Annotated in this window: 15 protein-coding genes; 5 read left to right on the forward strand and 10 right to left on the reverse strand. The window is 56.5% G+C overall.

Annotated elements, in window-relative coordinates:
- Positions 1-179: 179 nt before the first annotated feature.
- The 3 genes from LJN55_RS12400 to ssuD are packed head-to-tail and all read right to left on the reverse strand — an operon-like array spanning position 180 to position 3,838.
- Positions 180-1,571, reverse strand: a complete 1,392-nt coding sequence (locus tag LJN55_RS12400; protein WP_227534557.1) for an FAD/NAD(P)-binding protein — start codon at positions 1,569-1,571, stop codon at positions 180-182.
- Complete coding sequence (gene sfnG / locus LJN55_RS12405) at positions 1,564-2,655, reverse strand: dimethylsulfone monooxygenase SfnG (RefSeq protein WP_133841955.1); 1,092 nt, start codon at positions 2,653-2,655, stop codon at positions 1,564-1,566. The genes LJN55_RS12400 and sfnG overlap by 8 nt, the downstream gene beginning before the upstream one ends.
- Positions 2,656-2,665: 10 nt before the next feature.
- Positions 2,666-3,838: an FMNH2-dependent alkanesulfonate monooxygenase gene (gene ssuD, locus LJN55_RS12410; RefSeq protein ID WP_227534558.1), complete on the reverse strand. Its 1,173-nt coding sequence runs from the start codon at positions 3,836-3,838 to the stop codon at positions 2,666-2,668.
- Between the two features lie 274 nt (positions 3,839-4,112).
- On the opposite strand from ssuD, the gene LJN55_RS12415 reads away from it, so the two are divergent.
- Together LJN55_RS12415 and LJN55_RS12420 are read left to right on the forward strand one after the other, a co-directional pair.
- Positions 4,113-6,002: a sigma-54-dependent Fis family transcriptional regulator gene (locus LJN55_RS12415; protein WP_227536390.1), complete on the forward strand. Its 1,890-nt coding sequence runs from the start codon at positions 4,113-4,115 to the stop codon at positions 6,000-6,002.
- A gap of 476 nt (positions 6,003-6,478) precedes the next feature.
- Positions 6,479-7,519, forward strand: coding sequence for an acyltransferase family protein (locus LJN55_RS12420; protein ID WP_227534559.1), 1,041 nt, complete (start codon positions 6,479-6,481; stop codon positions 7,517-7,519).
- 35 nt (positions 7,520-7,554) lie between these two features.
- Here the strand turns inward: LJN55_RS12420 and LJN55_RS12425 are convergent, their stop codons facing one another.
- Together LJN55_RS12425 and LJN55_RS12430 are read right to left on the reverse strand one after the other, a co-directional pair.
- A complete protein-coding gene (locus LJN55_RS12425; protein ID WP_227534560.1) occupies positions 7,555-8,826 on the reverse strand; it encodes an MFS transporter in 1,272 nt (423 codons plus the stop codon).
- Positions 8,823-10,247, reverse strand: a complete 1,425-nt coding sequence (locus LJN55_RS12430; RefSeq protein ID WP_227534561.1) for a M20 family metallopeptidase — start codon at positions 10,245-10,247, stop codon at positions 8,823-8,825. Before LJN55_RS12430 ends, LJN55_RS12425 begins: the two co-directional genes overlap by 4 nt.
- A 160-nt stretch (positions 10,248-10,407) precedes the next feature.
- Here LJN55_RS12430 and LJN55_RS12435 point away from each other — a divergent pair, with 160 nt between their 5' ends.
- Entirely contained in the window at positions 10,408-11,331 is a 924-nt protein-coding gene (locus tag LJN55_RS12435) for a LysR family transcriptional regulator (protein ID WP_159336580.1), read from the forward strand.
- A gap of 545 nt (positions 11,332-11,876) precedes the next feature.
- On the opposite strand, the gene LJN55_RS12440 is transcribed toward LJN55_RS12435, so the two are convergent.
- On the reverse strand, positions 11,877-13,469 hold the full coding sequence (locus LJN55_RS12440) for an ABC transporter substrate-binding protein (protein ID WP_227534562.1): 1,593 nt from the start codon (positions 13,467-13,469) through the stop codon (positions 11,877-11,879).
- Positions 13,470-13,596: 127 nt separating this feature from the next.
- Here LJN55_RS12440 and pepT point away from each other — a divergent pair, with 127 nt between their 5' ends.
- Entirely contained in the window at positions 13,597-14,829 is a 1,233-nt protein-coding gene (pepT, locus tag LJN55_RS12445; RefSeq protein WP_167863813.1) for a peptidase T, read from the forward strand.
- Between the two features lie 388 nt (positions 14,830-15,217).
- Here the strand turns inward: pepT and LJN55_RS12450 are convergent, their stop codons facing one another.
- The 4 genes from LJN55_RS12450 to LJN55_RS12465 all read right to left on the reverse strand — a co-directional run bounded on the left by LJN55_RS12450 (position 15,218) and on the right by LJN55_RS12465 (position 18,391).
- Positions 15,218-15,586 carry a VOC family protein gene (locus LJN55_RS12450; RefSeq protein WP_227534563.1) on the reverse strand — a complete coding sequence of 123 codons (369 nt, stop codon included), beginning with the start codon at positions 15,584-15,586 and terminating at the stop codon, positions 15,218-15,220.
- A 62-nt stretch (positions 15,587-15,648) separates the two neighbouring features.
- Complete coding sequence (locus LJN55_RS12455; RefSeq protein ID WP_133841946.1) at positions 15,649-16,350, reverse strand: helix-turn-helix transcriptional regulator; 702 nt, start codon at positions 16,348-16,350, stop codon at positions 15,649-15,651.
- A gap of 70 nt (positions 16,351-16,420) precedes the next feature.
- The gene (locus LJN55_RS12460) at positions 16,421-17,197 is read right to left on the reverse strand and encodes a transporter substrate-binding domain-containing protein (protein ID WP_159336576.1); all 777 of its coding nucleotides are present in this window, start codon (positions 17,195-17,197) and stop codon (positions 16,421-16,423) included.
- Positions 17,198-17,221: 24 nt separating this feature from the next.
- Positions 17,222-18,391 carry a pyridoxal phosphate-dependent aminotransferase gene (locus tag LJN55_RS12465; protein WP_227534564.1) on the reverse strand — a complete coding sequence of 390 codons (1,170 nt, stop codon included), beginning with the start codon at positions 18,389-18,391 and terminating at the stop codon, positions 17,222-17,224.
- Between the two features lie 132 nt (positions 18,392-18,523).
- On the opposite strand from LJN55_RS12465, the gene LJN55_RS12470 reads away from it, so the two are divergent.
- Entirely contained in the window at positions 18,524-19,375 is an 852-nt protein-coding gene (locus LJN55_RS12470) for a LysR family transcriptional regulator (RefSeq protein WP_133841943.1), read from the forward strand.
- Positions 19,376-19,386 lie beyond the last annotated feature (11 nt).

Here is a 19,386-nt window from a genome sequence, read left to right on the forward strand (position 1 = left end):
CCAGATTCCAGACAGCCGACACCCGTCATACTTCAAGCTGCAGGTGCGTTGGCTGCGCCTGATCACCCCAGTCACATAGTTATCTATGCTCCTGGGGACTCTCGGGCTTGCCGCCTTCCTTCAGCTCGAATTATTTAGGGTCTCGAATTATTTAGGTTATTTTTCGGTGAGTTAACGCGTCAGGCGGGACATCGCTCCGCATCCAGCCCCAGCAACTGCCGGGCAACGCTTTCCGCATGTTCTGCCACCTGCGGCAACCCCATCAGTTCACCGAAGCGGGCGCGCGCCGCCGGGCCGGCAACATAAAGATGTGGATTGGCGCTACCGTCAGCACGCTCCGTCTGCGAACGCGCATTAACCTGGATCCCCAGCGCCAGCGGATCGGCCTGTATTACGCCCGTCGCGGCCAGCTGGTGCAGCAATACATCGCTTTGCAGCAGCCCGCCGTGCGCAGGTCCGGTGGTGATAATCAGCCGATCCACGTTCAGGCTCTGCGCTTCACCGCTGCGCGGTTGCAGCCGCAGGGTGATGTCGGCACCTGCTGCGGTAACCGCTGCCAGACGCGCAGCCTGAACCGTTAACTGGCCGCTCTGCTGCAGCTGTTGCAGTACCGCACTGACCTGTGGCGCAATGCGATAGCGATGCACATCCCACCACGGGCGCAGATGCCGCAGGAACCGGCGTTGTTCATTGAGGGACAGTTGCTGCCACAGGCGCTGTCCGTTAACGCGAATATCATCAAGGACCAGCTGCCACGGCAGTTGCTGCAGAGCGGCAGCAGCCACTTCCTGGCGAATACGGTGCAGCCACGCACGCGCCGAGGCGTGTTGCAGCTGCTGGTAGTCCAGTGGACGCGGTTCAAACGGGCCACTGAGGTTCGGGCGAGGCAGCAGCCCCCGGCGCGAAAACGCCACAATCGGCCCGCGATGTCCGTGACGGTGTAACGTTGCCACTACATCCGACATACTCAGGCCACTGCCCATAATGGCGACCCGTTCATCAGGGGCAATCGTGGTCAGCGCATCATGACGCCAGGGATCGGCAATCAGCCCCGGATGCCCTTCCAGCGCCAGTGCCACCGCACGCGGCAGCGCCGGAGGCGGATGACTGATCGCCAGTACCACATCATCGGCCTGAAGCTTTTTACCCAACGCGGTACGCAGCGTTCCCTGCTCCAGCGCCACCCCCCGGTCACAGAGATGGTGCAGTTTGACCGGAGAGTGCAGCTGTGCGCGGGCAAACTGTTCGGCGATATACGCGCCAAACTGACCGCGCTGTGGATAAACCTTGCCATCGTGCCAGCGTGCGTCCGGGTCCGTCTGGTAAGCCGGCGAGGCGCGGAACCAGCGATCAAAATCCCCCTGTTCCGCCCCCGAAAGCTGCATGCGGTCAGCGGGGACATTAATACGGTGCGCCGGATCGCGGGTACCATAGGCCACTCCGCGTGCCAGCTGTGAACGCGGCTCCACCACCGTTACCGTCAGCCCGGCGTCACCGAGCCTTGCCAGATGGATGGCCACTGCGGTGCCGGTAAAGCCGCCGCCGACGATAACGATATGACGCTCAGCCATGACTGTGCTCTCGCTGCTGTTGACGTTCCAGCTCACGCACCAGAGGAATCACCTCGCGGCCAAAGAATTCGACCTCTTCCTGAAAATGCAGGAACCCCAGCAGCATCAGGCTGACGCCAGCCTCTTTCAGCGCGATGATACGTTGAGCAATCTGCAACGGCGTGCCGATCAGGTTGGTTTTGAAGCCATCGTTATACTGCACCAGATCTTCCAGCGTCGATTTCGCCCAGTTACCTTCGCCTTCGGGTGAAGCGCTCCCGGCATTTTTGACCTCATGCTGGAAGCCTTTTACCGCATCCGGGTTGGCATGGTCGAGGATCGCCTGTAGCGCCTGCTGGGCTTCCTGCTCTGTATCGCGGGCGATGACGAAACCGTTAACACCGATTTTGACCTGATGCTGGTTCTCTTCCGCTTTCTGGCGGATATCATCTACCTGCTGGCGGATACCTTCGACAGTGTTGCCGTTGGTGAAGTACCAGTCAGATACCCGTGCCGCCATATCCCGGGCGGCGCGTGAACTCCCCCCCTGGAATATTTCCGGCAATGGATCGAGCGGTTTTGGCTTCATCGAATAGTCGCGATAGCGATAGAAATCGCCGGAAAAGTTGAAGACATCCTGTTGCCAGATACCACGCAGGCAGCGAATAAACTCTTCTGAACGCAGATAGCGCTCTTCATGATCCAGCCACGGCTCACCAATCGCCTTGAACTCCCCACGAAACCAGCCGCTGACCACATTCACGGCAATACGCGCATTCGACAGATGACTGATCGTCGCAATTTGTTTCGCAGCCAGCGTGGGATTCCACGGTCCGGGCAGCAAGGCGGCGATGACTTTCAGTTTTTCAGTCGCGCCGAGCAATGCCTGCGAGAAGCTGACCGACTCATGCTGATTATCTGCACCGTATCCGGCCGTAAAACGTATCTGCGTCAGCGCATAGTCAAAACCGGCTTTTTCCGCGATTTGTGCCAGCTTGCGGTTATAGTCAAAATCCCAGCCAGTACGCTGGGGAATGTTACTGATCACCAGCCCGCCAGAAACGTTAGGCACCCAGTAAGCAAACTGTATTGGTTGATGACTCATCGTTCTCTCCTCAGCTGGCGCTGCTGTTTTTCGCCGGACGGCGGTCGCCGCCGATCGTTTCACCAAATGGACCGGTATTGACCGTACGCTGACGTTTTTCCGCATTCGATGCCAGTGGCAGCAGCGGCATCACCAGTTCGGCAAAACGGTGGGCTTCTTCCAGATGCGGATAGCCCGACAGAATAAAGTTCTCAATGCCCAGCGCCTGATATTCGCGGATGCGGTCCGCCACCTGCTGCGGACTGCCCACCAGCGCCGTGCCTGCACCGCCACGGACCAGGCCAACACCGGCCCACAGGTTCGGGCCAATCACTAAGTCATCACGCGAACCGCTGTGCAGCGCACTCATGCGGGCCTGGCCGGTGGAGTCCATACGGGCAAAAATCTTTTGAGCCGCAGCGATGGTGTCTTCATCCAGATGAGAAATCAGACGGTCAGCGGCAGCCCAGGCCTCTTCTTCCGTTTCCCGCACAATGACGTGCAGACGGATGCCGTAGCTCAACTGGCGGCCTCGCTCTTCTGCACGTTTCCGTACTACCGCCAGCTTTTCAGCCACCTGCGCCACGGGCTCACCCCATGTGAGGTAGGTATCGATCTGGCTGGCGGCAACATCAATCGCCTCATCGGAAGACCCCCCAAAGTAGAGTGGCGGGCCATCTTCCTGCACGGGCGGGAACAGGATTTCCGATCCTTCCACGCGAATATGATCACCGTGGAAATCGACCTTTTCACCCTTCAGCAGGCGTGAATAGACTTCAAGGAATTCGCGCGTCACCTGGTAGCGGTCCGCATGGCTGAGGAAGATGCCGTCACCTTTGTTCTCCACCGGATCGCCCCCGGTCACCACGTTGATCAGCAGGCGCCCTTCGGACAGTCGGTCCAGCGTGGCGGCCATTCGTGCGGCAAGGCTGGGTGGTTGCAGGCCTGGACGCACGGCAACCAGATAGCGCAGTCGTTTGGTGATCGGTGCCAGCGCAGCAGCGACCAGCCAGGAGTCTTCACAGCTTTTTCCGGTCGGGATCAGCACGCCGTAATAGCCGAGGTTGTCGGCGGCCAGCGCCACCTGTTGCAGATACGGCAGGTCGACGGGACGCCCGCCTTCGGTGGTGCCGAGATAGCGGCCGTCTCCGTGGGTCGGGAGAAACCAAAATACGTTGATATTGTCCTGCGCTGACTCGCTCATTATCTGTTTCCTATATAACTATATCTGAATTTATTCGATACAAAATTACGCTTTGGTTATAAAACCATTAGCAGGAAGTGTGCCAACTGTTATCGGTGTAAAAATCGTTATTTATCATCGCATTGCCGTTCATAAAAATCGGCTTTCTCTGCTGCAAATGCAGCAGTCACTGACGGAAGTCTGTTGCATTTGCAGCAATCATGCCGGTTACCCCCTCGCCCCGGATGGCGCGCCAGGATACTCTTTTCCTCTCTTCTCTCGTCAGGAATACAGCATGTCGCATCCCGGCCCGTTACTGATTGATCCCGCCTCCATTGCGTTTCAAAGCGTACTGGATCGGCTGGCACCCACCGACGCCACGGTGCTGATTGTTGGTGAAACTGGCACCGGCAAAGAAGTGGTGGCGCGCTATCTGCACCATCACAGCCTGCGTCAGTCACAGCCCTTTGTGGCGGTGAACTGCGGGGCGTTGACCGAGAGCCTTGCGGAGTCGGAACTGTTCGGCCATGAGAAAGGGGCATTTACCGGGGCGACTGAACGTCATCAGGGCTGGTTTGAAGCGGCTGAGGGCGGCACGCTGTTGCTGGATGAGATCGGTGAGCTGAGCCTGCCGTTGCAGGTCAAACTGCTGCGTGTTTTGCAGGAGCGGGAGGTCACGCGCGTGGGTTCACGCCGCCCGGTGAAGGTCAACGTTCGGGTGATTGCTGCCACGCATGTCGACCTTGCCCATGCCATTCGCGAGCGCCGTTTCCGTGAAGACCTGTTTTATCGTCTTAATGTGGCAGCGGTCACCCTGCCCCCGCTGCGTCAGCGACGCGAAGATATTCCCCTGCTGGCCGACCACTTTCTGACGCTGTATGCCCGCCGTCTGGGGCGTCCGCAACTACGGCTGAGCGAAGAGAGCATCGCCACGTTGATGGATTATGCCTGGCCGGGCAATGTGCGTGAGCTGGAAAATACCCTGCATAACGCCGTACTGCTGAGTAAAGAGTCGCTGATCTCGCCGCATCAGCTCCGGCTGAACACCGAAAGACTCGAACCGCACCCCGTCAGCGAACAGGCGCTGGATACATTTCTGCGCCAGCAGTTACAGGGTGATGGCGGCCCCTTGTATCAACGGGTACTGAATGCGCTGGTGCGCAATGCATTTGAACTGAGCGGAGAAAATCAGCTGCAGGCCGCTGCGCTACTGGGGATCAGCCGTAATACCCTGCGCACTCACTTAGGCCATCTTGGCCTGATTAAAGCCCGCCGTAGCCTGGTCAGCACAGCAAGACACGATGCCTCACGCCAGGGCCAGCAGGATCGTGAACTGCGTATCGGCTATCAGAAGTTTGGCAATCTCGGCATCCTGAAAGCGCGCCAGAGCCTTGAAGCTGAATTTACCCAGCGAGGGATCAGCGTGCTGTGGAGCGAGTTTCCCGCCGGGCCACAGCTGTTACATGCGCTGGATAATCGCGAAATTGACTTTGGTACCACGGGTGAAGTGCCGCCTGTATTTGCCCAGGCGGGCAACAGCCCGCTGCTGTACGTTGCCTGGGAACCCGCGGCACCGCAGAGCGTCGCCCTGCTGGTGACACCGGACAGCCCAATCCAGACGATTGCCGATCTGCGTGGTAAGCGCATCGCGGTGAATAAAGGATCTAATGTGCATTACCTGCTGGTGCAGATGCTGGATGAAGCGGGTATGACATTGAATGATGTCCGTGTGCTGTACGCACCGCCCAAATATCCTCTGACCCCCAGCGATCATCATGCCGTGGATGCCTGGATGATGTGGGACCCGCTGCTGAGCGATGCGGAACTGAGCGGTCAGCTGCGCGTGATTGCCGATGGACGCGGACGGGTGAACAACCATCAGTTCTATCTGGCGCATCGCGATTTTGCCGCCCACTCCGCAGATTTGTTGCATCAGCTGCTGGCGGCGCTGGTACAAACTGGCAGCTACATTGATGCCCATCGCCCGGAGGCGGCCGCCCTGCTCTCTGCTGAGCTCGGCCTCTCCCCGCAGGCGGTGTCACATGCTTTACAGCGCCGCAGCCATCAAACCCGCCGCATGGATTTGTCGGTGATCCGCGCCCAGCAGGCGATTGCTGACCGTTTCTTTGCGCTGGGGTTACTGCCGAAAGCGGTGCATGTACGTGATGCCGTGTGGCGTGGATAAAGCCAATGATTAGCAAAGCTTACTTGTCACAAAATTTGTCTGAATAATTTCAACTTTCTGATAATGTTTCCAATGGTAACCGATAGCTTTATGTAAGATTATCGTTATAAATCAGAAAGATAATAATCGCCATTTCGGCGAGAAAACATCAAATAAACTGATAAATTAGTCATACCAAGCTAATGAGTTTATTCCGCCACCCTGCGAGTTATTCCTAAATACTTCCTGACAATAGTTTACCTTTGGAATTCATCTCCCTGTTGGAGTAAAGTTTATTCGCCGTAGCCTGTCAGATCGCCATGATCCGAGATGATATGCGGTTGCGCAATAACACCAGGGAATCGTTCCTCCATAGCAGACTTATAGAATTGGCTGTTATTAGCCCTCTTTTGCCTTAATTTTATTTAAGAAGATTAAATTTTACATCCTTGCTATTGAGTGATTCCTGGAAATTTAAAAATCCGAGGGGGTTGTCGGTGAAAACAAATATCCTGTCGATTACTTATCTACGGGCCATTGCCTGTATGCTGGTAGTCGTTTGTCATGCTGAAAGTTTTTCTGCCAAACTGAGTCCGGCTTATTTTTCCGGTCTGTTTGGTTACGGCGGCGCCGTGGGGAAACTCGGCGTATACCTGTTCTTTATGATCAGCGGTTACCTGATGGCCTGCGTGCACTGGGAGGACTTTGGTAAGGGCAAGATGGGGTTGTTTGTCAAAAAACGTCTCGTGCGTATTTTGCCAATGTACTATCTGTTCACCCTGCTGACGATTGTGGCCTGGGTCATTAATCCGGGTTGGTTCCCGTCGACGGTATTAACGCCGCTGGATGATATTCTCTCCTTGCTGTTTATTCCCTCTGTATATATTAAAGAACTGGACACACTGACACCGGTATTATCAGTAGGCTGGACATTGTGTTATGAAATGCTGTTCTATCTGGTGTTTGCCATTGGTATGTTATTCAATCGTCGCAGTGGAATGTGGTTTATTTTTATCACTATTTTCGCCTTGATTGCGATCGGATCAGTGGGCGATTCACAGCGGCCTTATTTCCAGTTTTATACCGATGAGATCATGCTTTATTTCCTCAGTGGCATTGTCTGTTTTATGCTGCAAAAACGATTCAGTCAACGTTATGCCCATAATGTTTTATCTCTTGCCGTGATTACTGGATTACTGGCGGTATCGACGCTGTGGTTGCAGGGCTATCCGCAATTACTGCTGCTGTCGCTCAGTTTCTTCATGCTCACCGGGATGGAGTTCGCCTCGCAGCGTCAGACCCACTTTACGCGTCTCGTTACTGGCATTGGCCTGGCCTCTTACTCTATCTATCTTTGCCACCGTCTGTTTATGGGCGCGCTGCAGAAGGTACTCCATGTATTGTTGCCGACCCCCAGTACTGCCACGATGTATCTGGCGATGGTGATCCTCAGCGCGGCGTCGGCCGTAGTCGGTTATCTGATTTACTGGATGATTGAGAAGCGTGCCACAATGACCTTCCGCGTTAAAACCAGCTAAAGCAAAAGGGCCGGATAATCCGGCCCTCTCGCAGCTTAACGCCCTACCCGGTACTGACTTTTAAACAGTGCCACCGCACTGAATACCGCCAGCAGCATCAGATAATAGCTCGGTGCCAGACTGGACCCCGTCATGCTAATCAACAGCGTACAAATCAGCGGGGCAAAACCACCAAACACCGTTACCGCAACGTTGTAGCTGATGGCCATGCCGCTTGCGCGGGTCGACATCGGGAACAGGTCAGCCATCATCGACGGCACGGTAGAGAAGTAGACCGATTTCAGTAAGGCCATCCAGCCAACCAACAGGATCAACGTTGTTGGCGTGGTGTTATCTACCACCATCTTAAAGGCAGGATAAATGGTCAGCGCCAGCAGAATAAGCGATCCCCACATCAGCGGCACGCGCCCCACTTTCTCGGCCCACAGCCCCATCAGCGGCGTGACCACCGTCAGAATAATCCCGGCGACCAGCGTGGCGGTAAAGGCCACTGAACCTGGCAGATGCAGCGTTTTCGTTGCATACGTTGGCACATAGTTGAGCATGTAGTTAACGCCCGTTGAGATCACCATCAGCCCGATGGCCAGCAGCAGCAATGTTTTCTGGCGCCCCATCAGGTCCTTCAGCGGGGCATGTGATTTAGGCTGGGCAACAAAGCTGGCTGGCTCATGCACATGACGGCGAATATACAGACCCACCGGACCAATCAGCAGACCAAACGCGAACGGAATGCGCCATCCCCAGTCCTGGATCTGTGCCTCTGTCAGCCAGGCGGTCAGCCCCAGGCCAAACGCCGACGCCATCAGGGTACTGGCACCCTGGGTAGCAAACTGCCAGCTGGCAATAAATGCGCGACGTTCCGGGAAATGCTCCACCAGGAAAGCCGTCGAACTGCCGAATTCCCCACCGGCCGAGAAACCCTGAATCAGACGCGCCAGCAGGATCATGATCGGTGCCAGCAGGCCAATGCTTTCATATGACGGCATCACGGTAATCATCAGACCCCCCAACATCATCAGGGTGATCGACATCAGCAACGCTTTTTTACGTCCGACTCTGTCCGCATACGCCCCCAGCACAACGGCCCCCAGAGGACGGATCAGGAACGCGACACCAAAGCTGCCGAAGGTCAGCAGCATGGAGACTGAGGCGTCCTCCGTCGGGAAAAAGGCATGGGAAATATAGTTGGCAAAAAAACCGTATACCGCGATATCAAACCACTCCAGCGCGTTACCGACGCAGGTGGCAAACAGGGTTTTATACAGGTTCGGTGTGACCGCCTGTTGTTGCTGTACGATAGTGCTCACTGGCATTCCCCCTGTGCGCGATGCGCACGATGACGGGCCAGCAACGTGCCGCCCTGTTCGCCTAAATCCCAGAACAGCCGGGTCATGATTTGTAATCCTTCGCGGGCAATGGATTTCAGCATATGTTCATCCACCGCATGCTGACCGCAGGCCGGATAGGAGTGCGGGATCCACAACGTCGGTAATCCCAGCGCGTGGGCGAAGACATCATTCGGCAGTGAACCGCCAAGATTCGGCAGCAGCGCCGGTTTTTTGCCACTGGTGTTGGCAATCACCTCCAGCGCCCAGTCCACCAGCGGGTCGCTCGGGTCAAGACGTGTCGCCGGGGAACCGCGCAGCACCTCCACCGTCACCTGCGGAAAACCGTGCGCATCCAGATGGTTGCGCAGATGCGTGGCAATATTTTGCCAGTCGGTGTCCACCACAAAACGCAGCTGGCAGACGGCGGTCGCTTTGCCGGGAATGGCATTCATTGGTCGTGCCGGATTTCCGGCGAGGAATGAGAGTACCTCAAGCGTGTTCCAGCCATACAGGCGCTCTGTTGGCGTCAGACCGGCTTCACCCCAGTTCGGATCAATCTGCGGGCCATTTTCATCGCCCACTTCAATGTCGCTGAGGATCGCTTTGACCGCCGCGCTGATCGCGGGCGGCTTCAGCGCTGACACCTGCAACTGGCCGTGCTGATTGACCAGGCAGGCCAGCGCACTGGCCAGTTGGGTGCCGGGGTTGGTCAGCAGGCCGCCCCAGTTGCCTGAGTGGTAGTCACGGTCGCGGGCCTGAATGCTGAGGCGGAAGTTCACCGCTCCCCGTGAGCCAAGGAACAGCGTGGGACGCACGGCGTTCAGGCGCGGGCCATCGGAGGCGATAAAGATATCGGCTTTCAACTGCTCGCCGTGGCGCTGGCAAAGCTCCATCAGGCCTGGGGAGCTGATCTCTTCGCCCATTTCAAACAGGAATTTACAGTTAAAGCCCAGCGTGCCGCCGCGCGCGGCTGCAACCTGCTCCAGCGCGGCGATATTCACCGAGTGCTGGCCTTTATTATCCGCGCTGCCACGTCCGTACCAGCGGTCGCCCTCTTCCACCAGTTCCCAGGGCGTCAGGCCGCTGCGCCAGTTTTCATCATCACCAAACACCACATCACCGTGGCCGTAGCAGAGCACGGTCGGCAGTTCCGGGTCTTCTATGCGGGTTGCCAACAGGAAAGGCCGTAACGGTGCCTGCGGGTTCGCCAGCTGTTGCGTGGTGAAGCCCAGCGCCTGCATCACTGGCGCCATCTCTTCATCAAGATAGCGCTGGATCACCTCATCGCGATCGTCACGCTGGCTTTCGCTGCGCAGGGCGACGCGGCGTGCCAGCACCTGTTTGAATTTGCCACTGTCAAAGTACGCCGTGGCCAGCGCTACCGCCTGTTCACCTGTCATATGTCGGTCCGTTTTTATTGTGTTTACTTTTTGTGTTTGCCCCTCCGTTTTAAGCTAGAATCGCTCTTTGCCACAATCATCAAATAATCAAGTTAGCGTTGCTTTAAAAGCAATGCTGTTCTGCACGATCAGTGAACATGCACCATAACGAGGCAGCCCGATGCACAGCAGTGAAATTCGCTATTTTCTTGCCGTCGCCAACAGTGGATCGCTGAGTGCCGCCAGTCAGCAGCTGTTTGTTGCCGTGTCGGCAATCAGCCGCCAGATCCAGCGTCTGGAGGCGCGGGTCGGCGCTCCGCTGTTTGAACGGCATGCACGGGGCATGGTGCTGAATGATGCCGGGCAGATTTTCGAAAACCACGTGCGCAAGAGCATGATGGATATGGAACATGCCATCGCCGAGATCAAAGGACTGAAAGCCATTCGCCGCACCGCGCTGCGGGTGGCCTGCACCGACGGCATGGCGTTCAGCCTGCTGCCTGTGCTGTGCACCCAGTTTCGTCAGTTGCATCCCGGCGTCAGTTTTCATCTGACGGTCGCCAGTGCCCTGGAGGTGGCCGAAATCATGCGGCGTGGCGAATGTGACGTGGCGTTTCAGTTCAGTCTTCACCCGGAACGCGGCGTGGAGGTGGTGGCCGCCTGGCCCGCCCCGGTGTTGCTGGTGATGCATGAAAGTCACCCGCTGGCGCAACAGCAGATACAGCTCAGTGACCTGATGGCGTACCCGCTGGCATTACCGGATGCGGGAACCACGGTACGCCAGCTGTTTGACCTCTCCTGCCGTATGAGCGGGACGTTTGTTGAACCTGTGCTGACCTGCAATAACTTCAGCACGCTGTATACGTTCCTGTTACAGACCCCCACGGCAATCACCATTTGCAGCCAGTTCACGGTGATGTACCAGGCGGTTGAACACGGATTGATGCTGAAATCGGTCGGTGCTGAGCAGCTCAGCCAGCGCTCATTGCAGGTTCAGACCGCCATTGGCCGTAAACCGGGGACGGCGCTGACGCTGTTTCTGGAATTTGTGCGGCATGAGTTGAAGCAGAAGGATGAGAGTATCCGGGCGGCGTTTGATTTTTAATGTGGCACGGGGTGTATTGGCTGACAGCCTGGCTTCAGGTCTGGGGCCAGTTTGAGCACGCCGGAGCGGCAACGGCCGCATCCCTGCGGGCCTCGGCACGCGGCGTCCCTGCCGCGTGACGTCCGGCTTACCTCAAACTGGCCCCATCCCCGCAAAAACTGTGCTCGCTGTGGGTTTTAAAATAGCGACAACATGATAATTTCTGTGGATTAATTTGAATTTGGTTTTGACCTGGGTTTTGACGTTGAGGCGGCATTCAGCAGCGCTGAGGAAGCGCAGTGAACCAGGACGAACCGCCAGGACGGCGGTGAGAGGGAGAGCCGGCACAGGGAGGTGCCGTCACGACCAGTCCGTCGGTGAACCGCGCTTGCGAAGGCATCCACGCAGTGGACGCAGCGCCTGCCGCAAAGCCCGGGTCCCCAGGGCGGCGGCGACTGGCCGCCCTGGGTCGCTCAGCCCGCGCAGCGGGTAAGCGAAACGCCCTTGACGTTGACGTTGACCTTGACGTTGACCTGGACAATCGCGCAGATCAGCATCACGGCGTTTTATTTCACATCCACCTGATAGAAGATGTGTTTGCCAAACGGGTCCACTTCATAACCCGTCACTTCTTTGCGTACCGGTTCAAAGATGGTCGAGTGGGCAATCATCACCGCTGGCGCCTGATCGTGCATGATCTGCTGCGCTTCGCGGTACATCACTACCCGCTTGTCGTGATCCTGTTCGGCACGCGCCTTGGTAATCAGCTGATCAAACGGCGCATAGCACCACTTCGCTGAGTTGGAACCGCCGTTGGCAGAGGTGCAGCTGAACAACGGGCCGAAGAAGTTATCCGGGTCGCCCGTTGCCGTGGTCCAGCCCATCAGTGCCGCCTGATGTTCGCCGTTTTTCACCCTTGAGAGATATTCGCCCCACTCAAAGCTGACGATATTGGCTTTGATGCCGACCTTCGCCCAGTCCGCCTGGATCATCTCCGCCATACGCCGTGCATTCGGGTTGTAAGGCCGCTGAACCGGCATCGCCCACAGGTCAATGGTGGTACCCGGTGCAATGCCCGCCTCTTTCAGCAAAGCCTTCGCCTGATCTGGCGCATAGTCGTAATCTTTCAGATCTTTATCCGCGCTCCATACGCCCGGCGGCAGCAGGTTTTTTGCTGCGGTGCCCGTCCCCTGGAATACCGCCTCGATAATCGCAGATTTGTTAATCGCCATGCTGAGTGCCTGACGCACTTTGACATTATCCAGCGGGGCTTTTTGCGTATTGAACGCGAGGAATCCGGTGTTCAGCCCTGCTTTTTGCATCATGGTGATATTCGGGTTTTCCTCCAGGCGCTTCAGATCGGCCGGATTCGGGAACGGCATCACCTGACACTCGTTTTTCTCCAGCTTGGCCGCGCGCACTGAGGCATCCGGCGTAATGGTGAAGATCAGACGGTCCAGCTTCGCCTTACCCTGCCAGTATTGCGGGAACGCACGGTACAGGATGCGCGAATCTTTCTGGTATTGCGCCAGTTCAAAGGGCCCGGTGCCGATCGGTTCACGATCCACTTTTTCCGGCGTGCCCGCTTTCAGCATCGCATCGGCATATTCGGCCGAGAGAATCGAGGCAAAGTACCAGCCGAGATCGGCGAGGAATGGCGCCTCCGCATGGGCAAGCGTAAAGCGCACGGTGTGATCGTCAATCTTATCGATGCCTTTCAGCAAGGTGCCGAACTCCAGGCTTTCGAAGTTGGTGTAACTGCCGTTAGACACCTTGTGATAAGGGTTGGCGGGATCTTTCTGGCGCATAAACGAGAAGATGACATCGTCGGCGTTAAAATCACGCGTTGGTTTGTAGTTTTTATTACTATGGAATTTCACGCCCTTACGCAAATGGAAGGTGTAAACCGTGCCGTCCGGGCTGATATCCCAGCTTTCGGCCAGCGAGGGGATCAACTGGGTGGTGCCGGGGCTAAAATCGACAAGCCGGTTATAAATCGGCACCGCGCTGGCATCCACGCTGGTGCCTGAGGTGTACAGCTGCGGGTTAAAGTTTTCTGGCGATCCCTCAGAGCAGAACACCAGCGTTTTTGCCGAAACCGCTGAAGTGACGGTCAGCGCCAGAGCCGCCAGAACCGTGCGTAATACCGCTTTCTTCATCTCCATCCTCGCTTTTTATTTGACATTATCAGGGGGTGGTGCGTAAACCTGTAAATAACCTGTTCATGAATAACATGATTTTGCACATTACCGAAATCATACCGCTCGAGACAAATAAGGAAAGCTTATGACTGATTTACTGGCACGTCAGCTGACTCAACGTTTTTACCGCTATCTGGCGGTCACCAGCCAGAGTGACGCCGCGTCCACCGTGCTGCCCAGCACGCCTGAACAACATGATATGGCACGGCTGCTGGCGGATGAACTGCGTCAGCTGGGGTTACACAACGTGGTGATTGATGAATTCGCCACCGTGACCGCCGTGAAACCCGGTAATCGCCCTGGCGCCCCGCGCATCGGTTTTATTACGCATATTGATACCGTGGATGTCGGCCTCTCGCCGCATATTCACCCGCAGACCCTGCGCTTCGAGGGCGAAGATCTGTGCCTGAATGCAGAACAGGATATCTGGCTGCGCCAGGCGCAACACCCGGAGATCGCCGCTTATCACGGGCAGGACATTATTTTCAGCGATGGTACCAGCGTGCTGGGTGCCGACAATAAAGCCGCCGTGACGGTGGTGATGACGCTGATGGAAAACCTGAACGATGCGCAGCCGCACGGCGATATTGTGGTGGCGTTTGTGCCGGATGAAGAGATCGGCCTGCGCGGCGCGAAAGCACTGGATCTGAAGACGCGCTTTGATGTGGACTTTGCTTATACCATCGACTGCTGCGAACTGGGCGAAGTGGTGTATGAGAACTTCAATGCCGCCGCCGCTGAGATCATCCTGACGGGCGTTACCGCCCACCCGATGTCAGGCAAAGGCGTACTGGTGAACCCGCTGCTGATGGCCTGGGACTTTATCGGCCACTTTGATCGCCAGCAGACGCCGGAACATACTGCCGGACGTGAAGGTTACACCTGGTTTAATGATATGCAGGCCAACGCCAGCGAAACGCGCCTGAAGGCCTCGATTCGTGATTTCGATCTGGCAAGCTTTGAGCAACGTAAACAGCAGATGCATCAGGTGGCGGAAATCATTCGCCAGGCGTATCCAACGGGCAAGGTGGAGGTCAGTATTTCGGATACCTACAGCAATATCAGCAACGCGATTGGCGCCGATAAGCGCCCGATTGACCTGATTTTTGCCGCGATGAAACAGCTGGATATTGAACCGAAGGTGATCCCGATGCGCGGCGGCACGGATGGTGCAGCGCTGTCTGCAAAAGGGTTATTAACGCCGAACTTCTTTACTGGCGCGCATAATTTCCACTCAAAGTTTGAGTTCCTGCCGATCCCGTCCTTTGTGAAGTCTTACCAGCTGGCTGAGAAAATCTGCCTGCTGGCAGCGGAGTAATTTCTAGTGGGCCTACCGGGAAATACGGCCTTCCGTGGGGCTCAAGAATCCCTTTTTTTGTGGCTGACAGTTTGGCTTCAGGTCTGAGGCCAGTTTGAGCACGCCGGATCGGCAAAGTCCGCATCCCTGCGGGCCTCGGCACGCGACGTCCTGTCGCGTGACGTCCGGCTTACCTCAAACTGGCCCCATCCCCGCAGCACCGTTGCACGCTGTCGGTTTTAAAACCGGCAACCCGATGTGCCGTTAACAACCGGTGCGTCGGTGAACGAAGCTGACGAAGGGATTCGCTGCAAGTGTACGATGTGCCTGACGCAAGCCCTCGACCGCTCCGCCCACTTCGGGTGAAAGCGAAACACCCTTGACGTTGACCTGCACCCGCGAGTACGCCTCACTCCTCATAAACATACACACGCAGACGATGCCCGTCCGGGTCGCAGGCGGTAAAGGTATATCCGAAATCCAGCGTTGCTGGTGGGTCGAGGCTCTCAACGCCCCACGCCTGCCATTGGCTGAAGAGACTATCCACCTCTTGACGACTTTCGGCAGTAAACACGAGCTCCGACTGGCTGGCTCCGGTATTCACCGGTGGCGTCACTCCTGATGTAAGCCACAACCCGAGACGACCGCCGGAAGGCAGGATAAACATCGCAAAGGTGGGCGAAAATTCGACGGCATCAACGTTCAGTATCCGCTGGTAAAAATCGGCGCTGTTAGCCGGGCTGGCAACATACAGAATGGTGAAATCAAGTGCTTTCATTTGGGGTTTCCCGTTTAGTGACTGGACGGGAACAGACTAGGCGATGCGACTGACAGTTTTTGTCAGTAGCCAAATCCCTGAGCAGAAATATTATGGCGTTCCCGCCACGCTTTCATCAGTTGTGTGCGAGCACGTGGATACCGCTGCGCGGTGACCTGCAGGTGGGTGAAACGATCAAGGCGAAAATGGCGGTAATCATCGCGTGTTTCGCACCAGGCTACGAGCACCTGAACAGAGTCAAAAAAACCAATCGCAATGGGCCAGACTCTGCGCCGGGAGCTAACGTCTTTCAGATCAAGGTAGTCGATTTCTATGATGTTCTGCCGGCTGATAGCCTGACGTAATGCGCCAACGTCGATACTGATAGCCAACTCCGCCTTCGCCGGGCCAACCATCAGCGGGGATAGTTCCAACTGCGAACGCAGTTCGGGTGGCAAAACGTCGGCAATCTTGCTTAATGCGGAGTGCGCCGCCGCCGCGAGTTCATTATCGGTCCGGCGCGCAACCCAACGGGAACCGAGTACCAGCGCCGCAATTTCCGCGGTGTTAAACATTAACGGCGGCAGGGTAAATCCGGGTCTTAAAACATAGCCCAATCCGGGTTCACCCACGATATCCGCCCCTTGTTGCTGCAAAGTGGCAATATCACGGTAAAGCGTTCGCGTACTGACACGCAATTCGCTGGCAAGTTGTTCAGCCGTAATGGGGAAACGGTGGTTACGCAAAAGTTGCAGCAGATCGAGCAGACGTTGAGCACGTGACATAGTGGCTTTCGGCGGTTTGGGGAGGATGTCAGGGGCGGCCAGCAGGGCTGGCCGCCGGAGTGGCGTAACGTTATTTCACTGCCACATCAATACCTGGGAAGAACTTCGCGGCCAGTTTGGTGACGGTGCCGTCGTTCTGCACTTTCACAATGGCGGCATCCAGCGCTTCTTTCAATTTGGCATCGTCTTTACGCAGACCAAAACCAATGCCGACGCCCAGTACTACCTGATCTTCCACGGCCTTACCGGCAAAGCTAAATTCCTTACCCTGCGGTTTTTCCAGGAAGCCAGACTGCCCGGCAGCCGACATCACCAGCGTACCGTCAAGGCGGCCCGCGACCATGTCGTTGTAAACCTGGTTCTGATCCTGGTAAGGCGTCACAGTCACACCCTGTGGCTCCCAGTGTTTTTTGGCGAAGGTTTCCTGAACGGAACCCTGCAACACACCAATGCTTTTGCCTTTCAGGCTGTCAACGGTTGGCAGCAGACCGGAACCGGTTTTCGCAATCAGCATGCTCGGGATACGGTAAATAGGATTGGTGAAACCGATGCTTTTCATACGCGCTTCGGTGATGTTCATCGCCGAGTTGATGGCATCGAATTTCTTCGCGGCCAGCGCCGGGATCAGGGCATCAAAACTGCTTTCCACCCAGCTGCATTTGAAATTTCCCACCTGGCAAATCGCTTTGCCCAGTTCGATATCAAACCCTTCCAGCTCGCCTGAGGCGTTGCGGCTTTCAAACGGTGGGTACTGTGACTCCAGACCGTAACGCAGTGTGTCCTGCGCCAGCGCTGACATGGACGTCAGCAACCCTACTGCCACAAACAACGCATTCAGTTTTTTCATTCATTTACCCTCAGAGTGGTGCTGTTAGCGAGGCTTGACCTGACAGAGTGCGCGCGCGCCCGCCTGCAAGGTGGCTTCGTCTTTTGCGAAAGAAAGACGGATTAATTTATTGTCGGTGCCATCGGTATAAAACGCCGACAGCGGAATGGTGGCCACACCGTGATCAACAATCAAACGTTTTACCATTTCACTGTCAGTCTCGTCACTGAAATCTGCATAACTGGCTAACATAAAGAACGATCCGGCCGAAGGCAGCAGCGTAAACGGTGAATCTTTCAGCAGGCTGGCCAGCGTATCGCGTTTACGCTGGTAAAATTCCCCCAGGCCCAGATAGTTAGCGGGCTGATGCAGATAGTCGGCAAACGCCACCTGCATGGGGGTGTCGGCGGAGAACATCATAAACTGATGCACTTTCACCACTTCATCCATCAACTCAGCCGGGGCCAGCAGATAACCGACGCGCCAGCCGGTCACATGGAAGGTTTTTCCAAAGGACGAAACAATCACACTGCGCTGCGCCAGCTCAGAGTGGGTTGCCATTCCGTGGTGTTGACGGCCATCAAACAGAATATGCTCATAGACTTCATCCGACAGCACCACGATATCCGTGTTGCGGGTCAGTAATGCCAGACGGTCGAGATCGTCACGGCTGAGGACCTGTGAACTCGGGTTATGCGGGGTATTGATAATGATCATGCGCGTTTTCGGCGTGATCGCCGCACTGACTTCATCCCAGTTGATGGCGAAATCAGGTACCTGTAATTTCAGGCCGATGGGCGTTGCACCTTGCAGACGCACAATAGGCGCATAGCTGTCGAACGCTGGTTCGAAGAAAATCACTTCATCACCCGGATGAACCAACCCGGCAATGGCCGAGTACAGCCCTTCGCTGGCGCTGGCGGTGATCAGCACTTCGCTGGCAACGTCATACTTCTGGCCGTACAGCGTTTCAACTTTTTTTGCCAGCACCTCACGCAGCGCCGCCAGGCCGGTCATCGGGGCGTACTGGTTATGACCCTGCTGCATGGCGCGGGTCACACCGTTCACCAACTGAGGATCACACGGGAAGTTAGGGGCGCCCTGCGACAGGTTAATCGCGTTGTACTGTGCAGAGAGCTGGCCGATCACCGAAAAAATCGTGGTACCGACATCGGGTAATTTAGAACGTTGCTGCACCGAAGAGGTGATGGTCATGGAAGCTCCAGGTCAGGACATTAGCCAAACAGGGTAAAATTCGTTAGCCCTATTCAACGCGGCGGCACTTGAGGCGACAAGCGAATTGTTGTCATAATAGCCATGACGTTTAATCATAGCTCAGAGAACCCCATGCCTCAGCGCCCGCTGCCGTTAAATGCCATCCATGCTTTTATTGTGACCGCCCGTCATCTCAATCTGACGCGTGCCGCCAGCGAACTCTGTATTACCCAGGGTGCCGTGAGCCGTAAAATTGCCGCGCTGGAAGCCTGGCTGGGTTTTGCGCTATTTGACCGCCATGCACGCGGTCTGACGCTGACCCCGCAGGGCGCCAGCCTGCTGCCCGCGCTGCAAAGTGGCTATCAGCAGATGCACGAAGCGGCGCAACAGGCCAGCAGGCAGAATGCGATGATCCGTCTGAAAGCCCCGACCTGCGCGATGCGCTGGCTGGTGCCAAAGCTGGTGGCGCTGGAGAAAGCACGCCCGGAACTGCACGTCTCCCTGACCACGACCGTGGATCACAGCAGCCAGCTGGATAACTTTGATGCGGCCATTCTGTATGGCAGCAGCCCGCGCAACAGCGTGTTGTTGTTTGAAGAGGCGCTGACACCGGTCATGGCCGCCTCCCTGCTCCCCGACGGGCCTGCGACAGCGACATCCCTGGCAGACATGACGTTTTTGCATCCCACTGCCGACAACCGCGACTGGCAACTGTGGTTACAGGCACAGCAACAGCCGCTGGCGATGAAACGGAATCAGCATTTTTCAACGATGGATTTGGCGATTAGCGCAGCCATTCAGGGGTTTGGCGTGACCGTGGCCGATGTCACACTGATAGCGGAAGATCTGACGATGCAGCGTCTGGTCGCGCCCTTTGCGGGCAGTGTAAAAACGGGCGCGGTCTACAGCCTGATCCGTCGCCCGCCTTCAGTATCGCCACCGCTGCTGGATGAGCTGGTGGCGTGGTTATGTGAACAGCCTTAAGCGGGTTTTTG

The organism is Erwinia rhapontici, assembly GCF_020683125.1.
Taxonomy (GTDB): domain Bacteria; phylum Pseudomonadota; class Gammaproteobacteria; order Enterobacterales; family Enterobacteriaceae; genus Erwinia; species Erwinia rhapontici.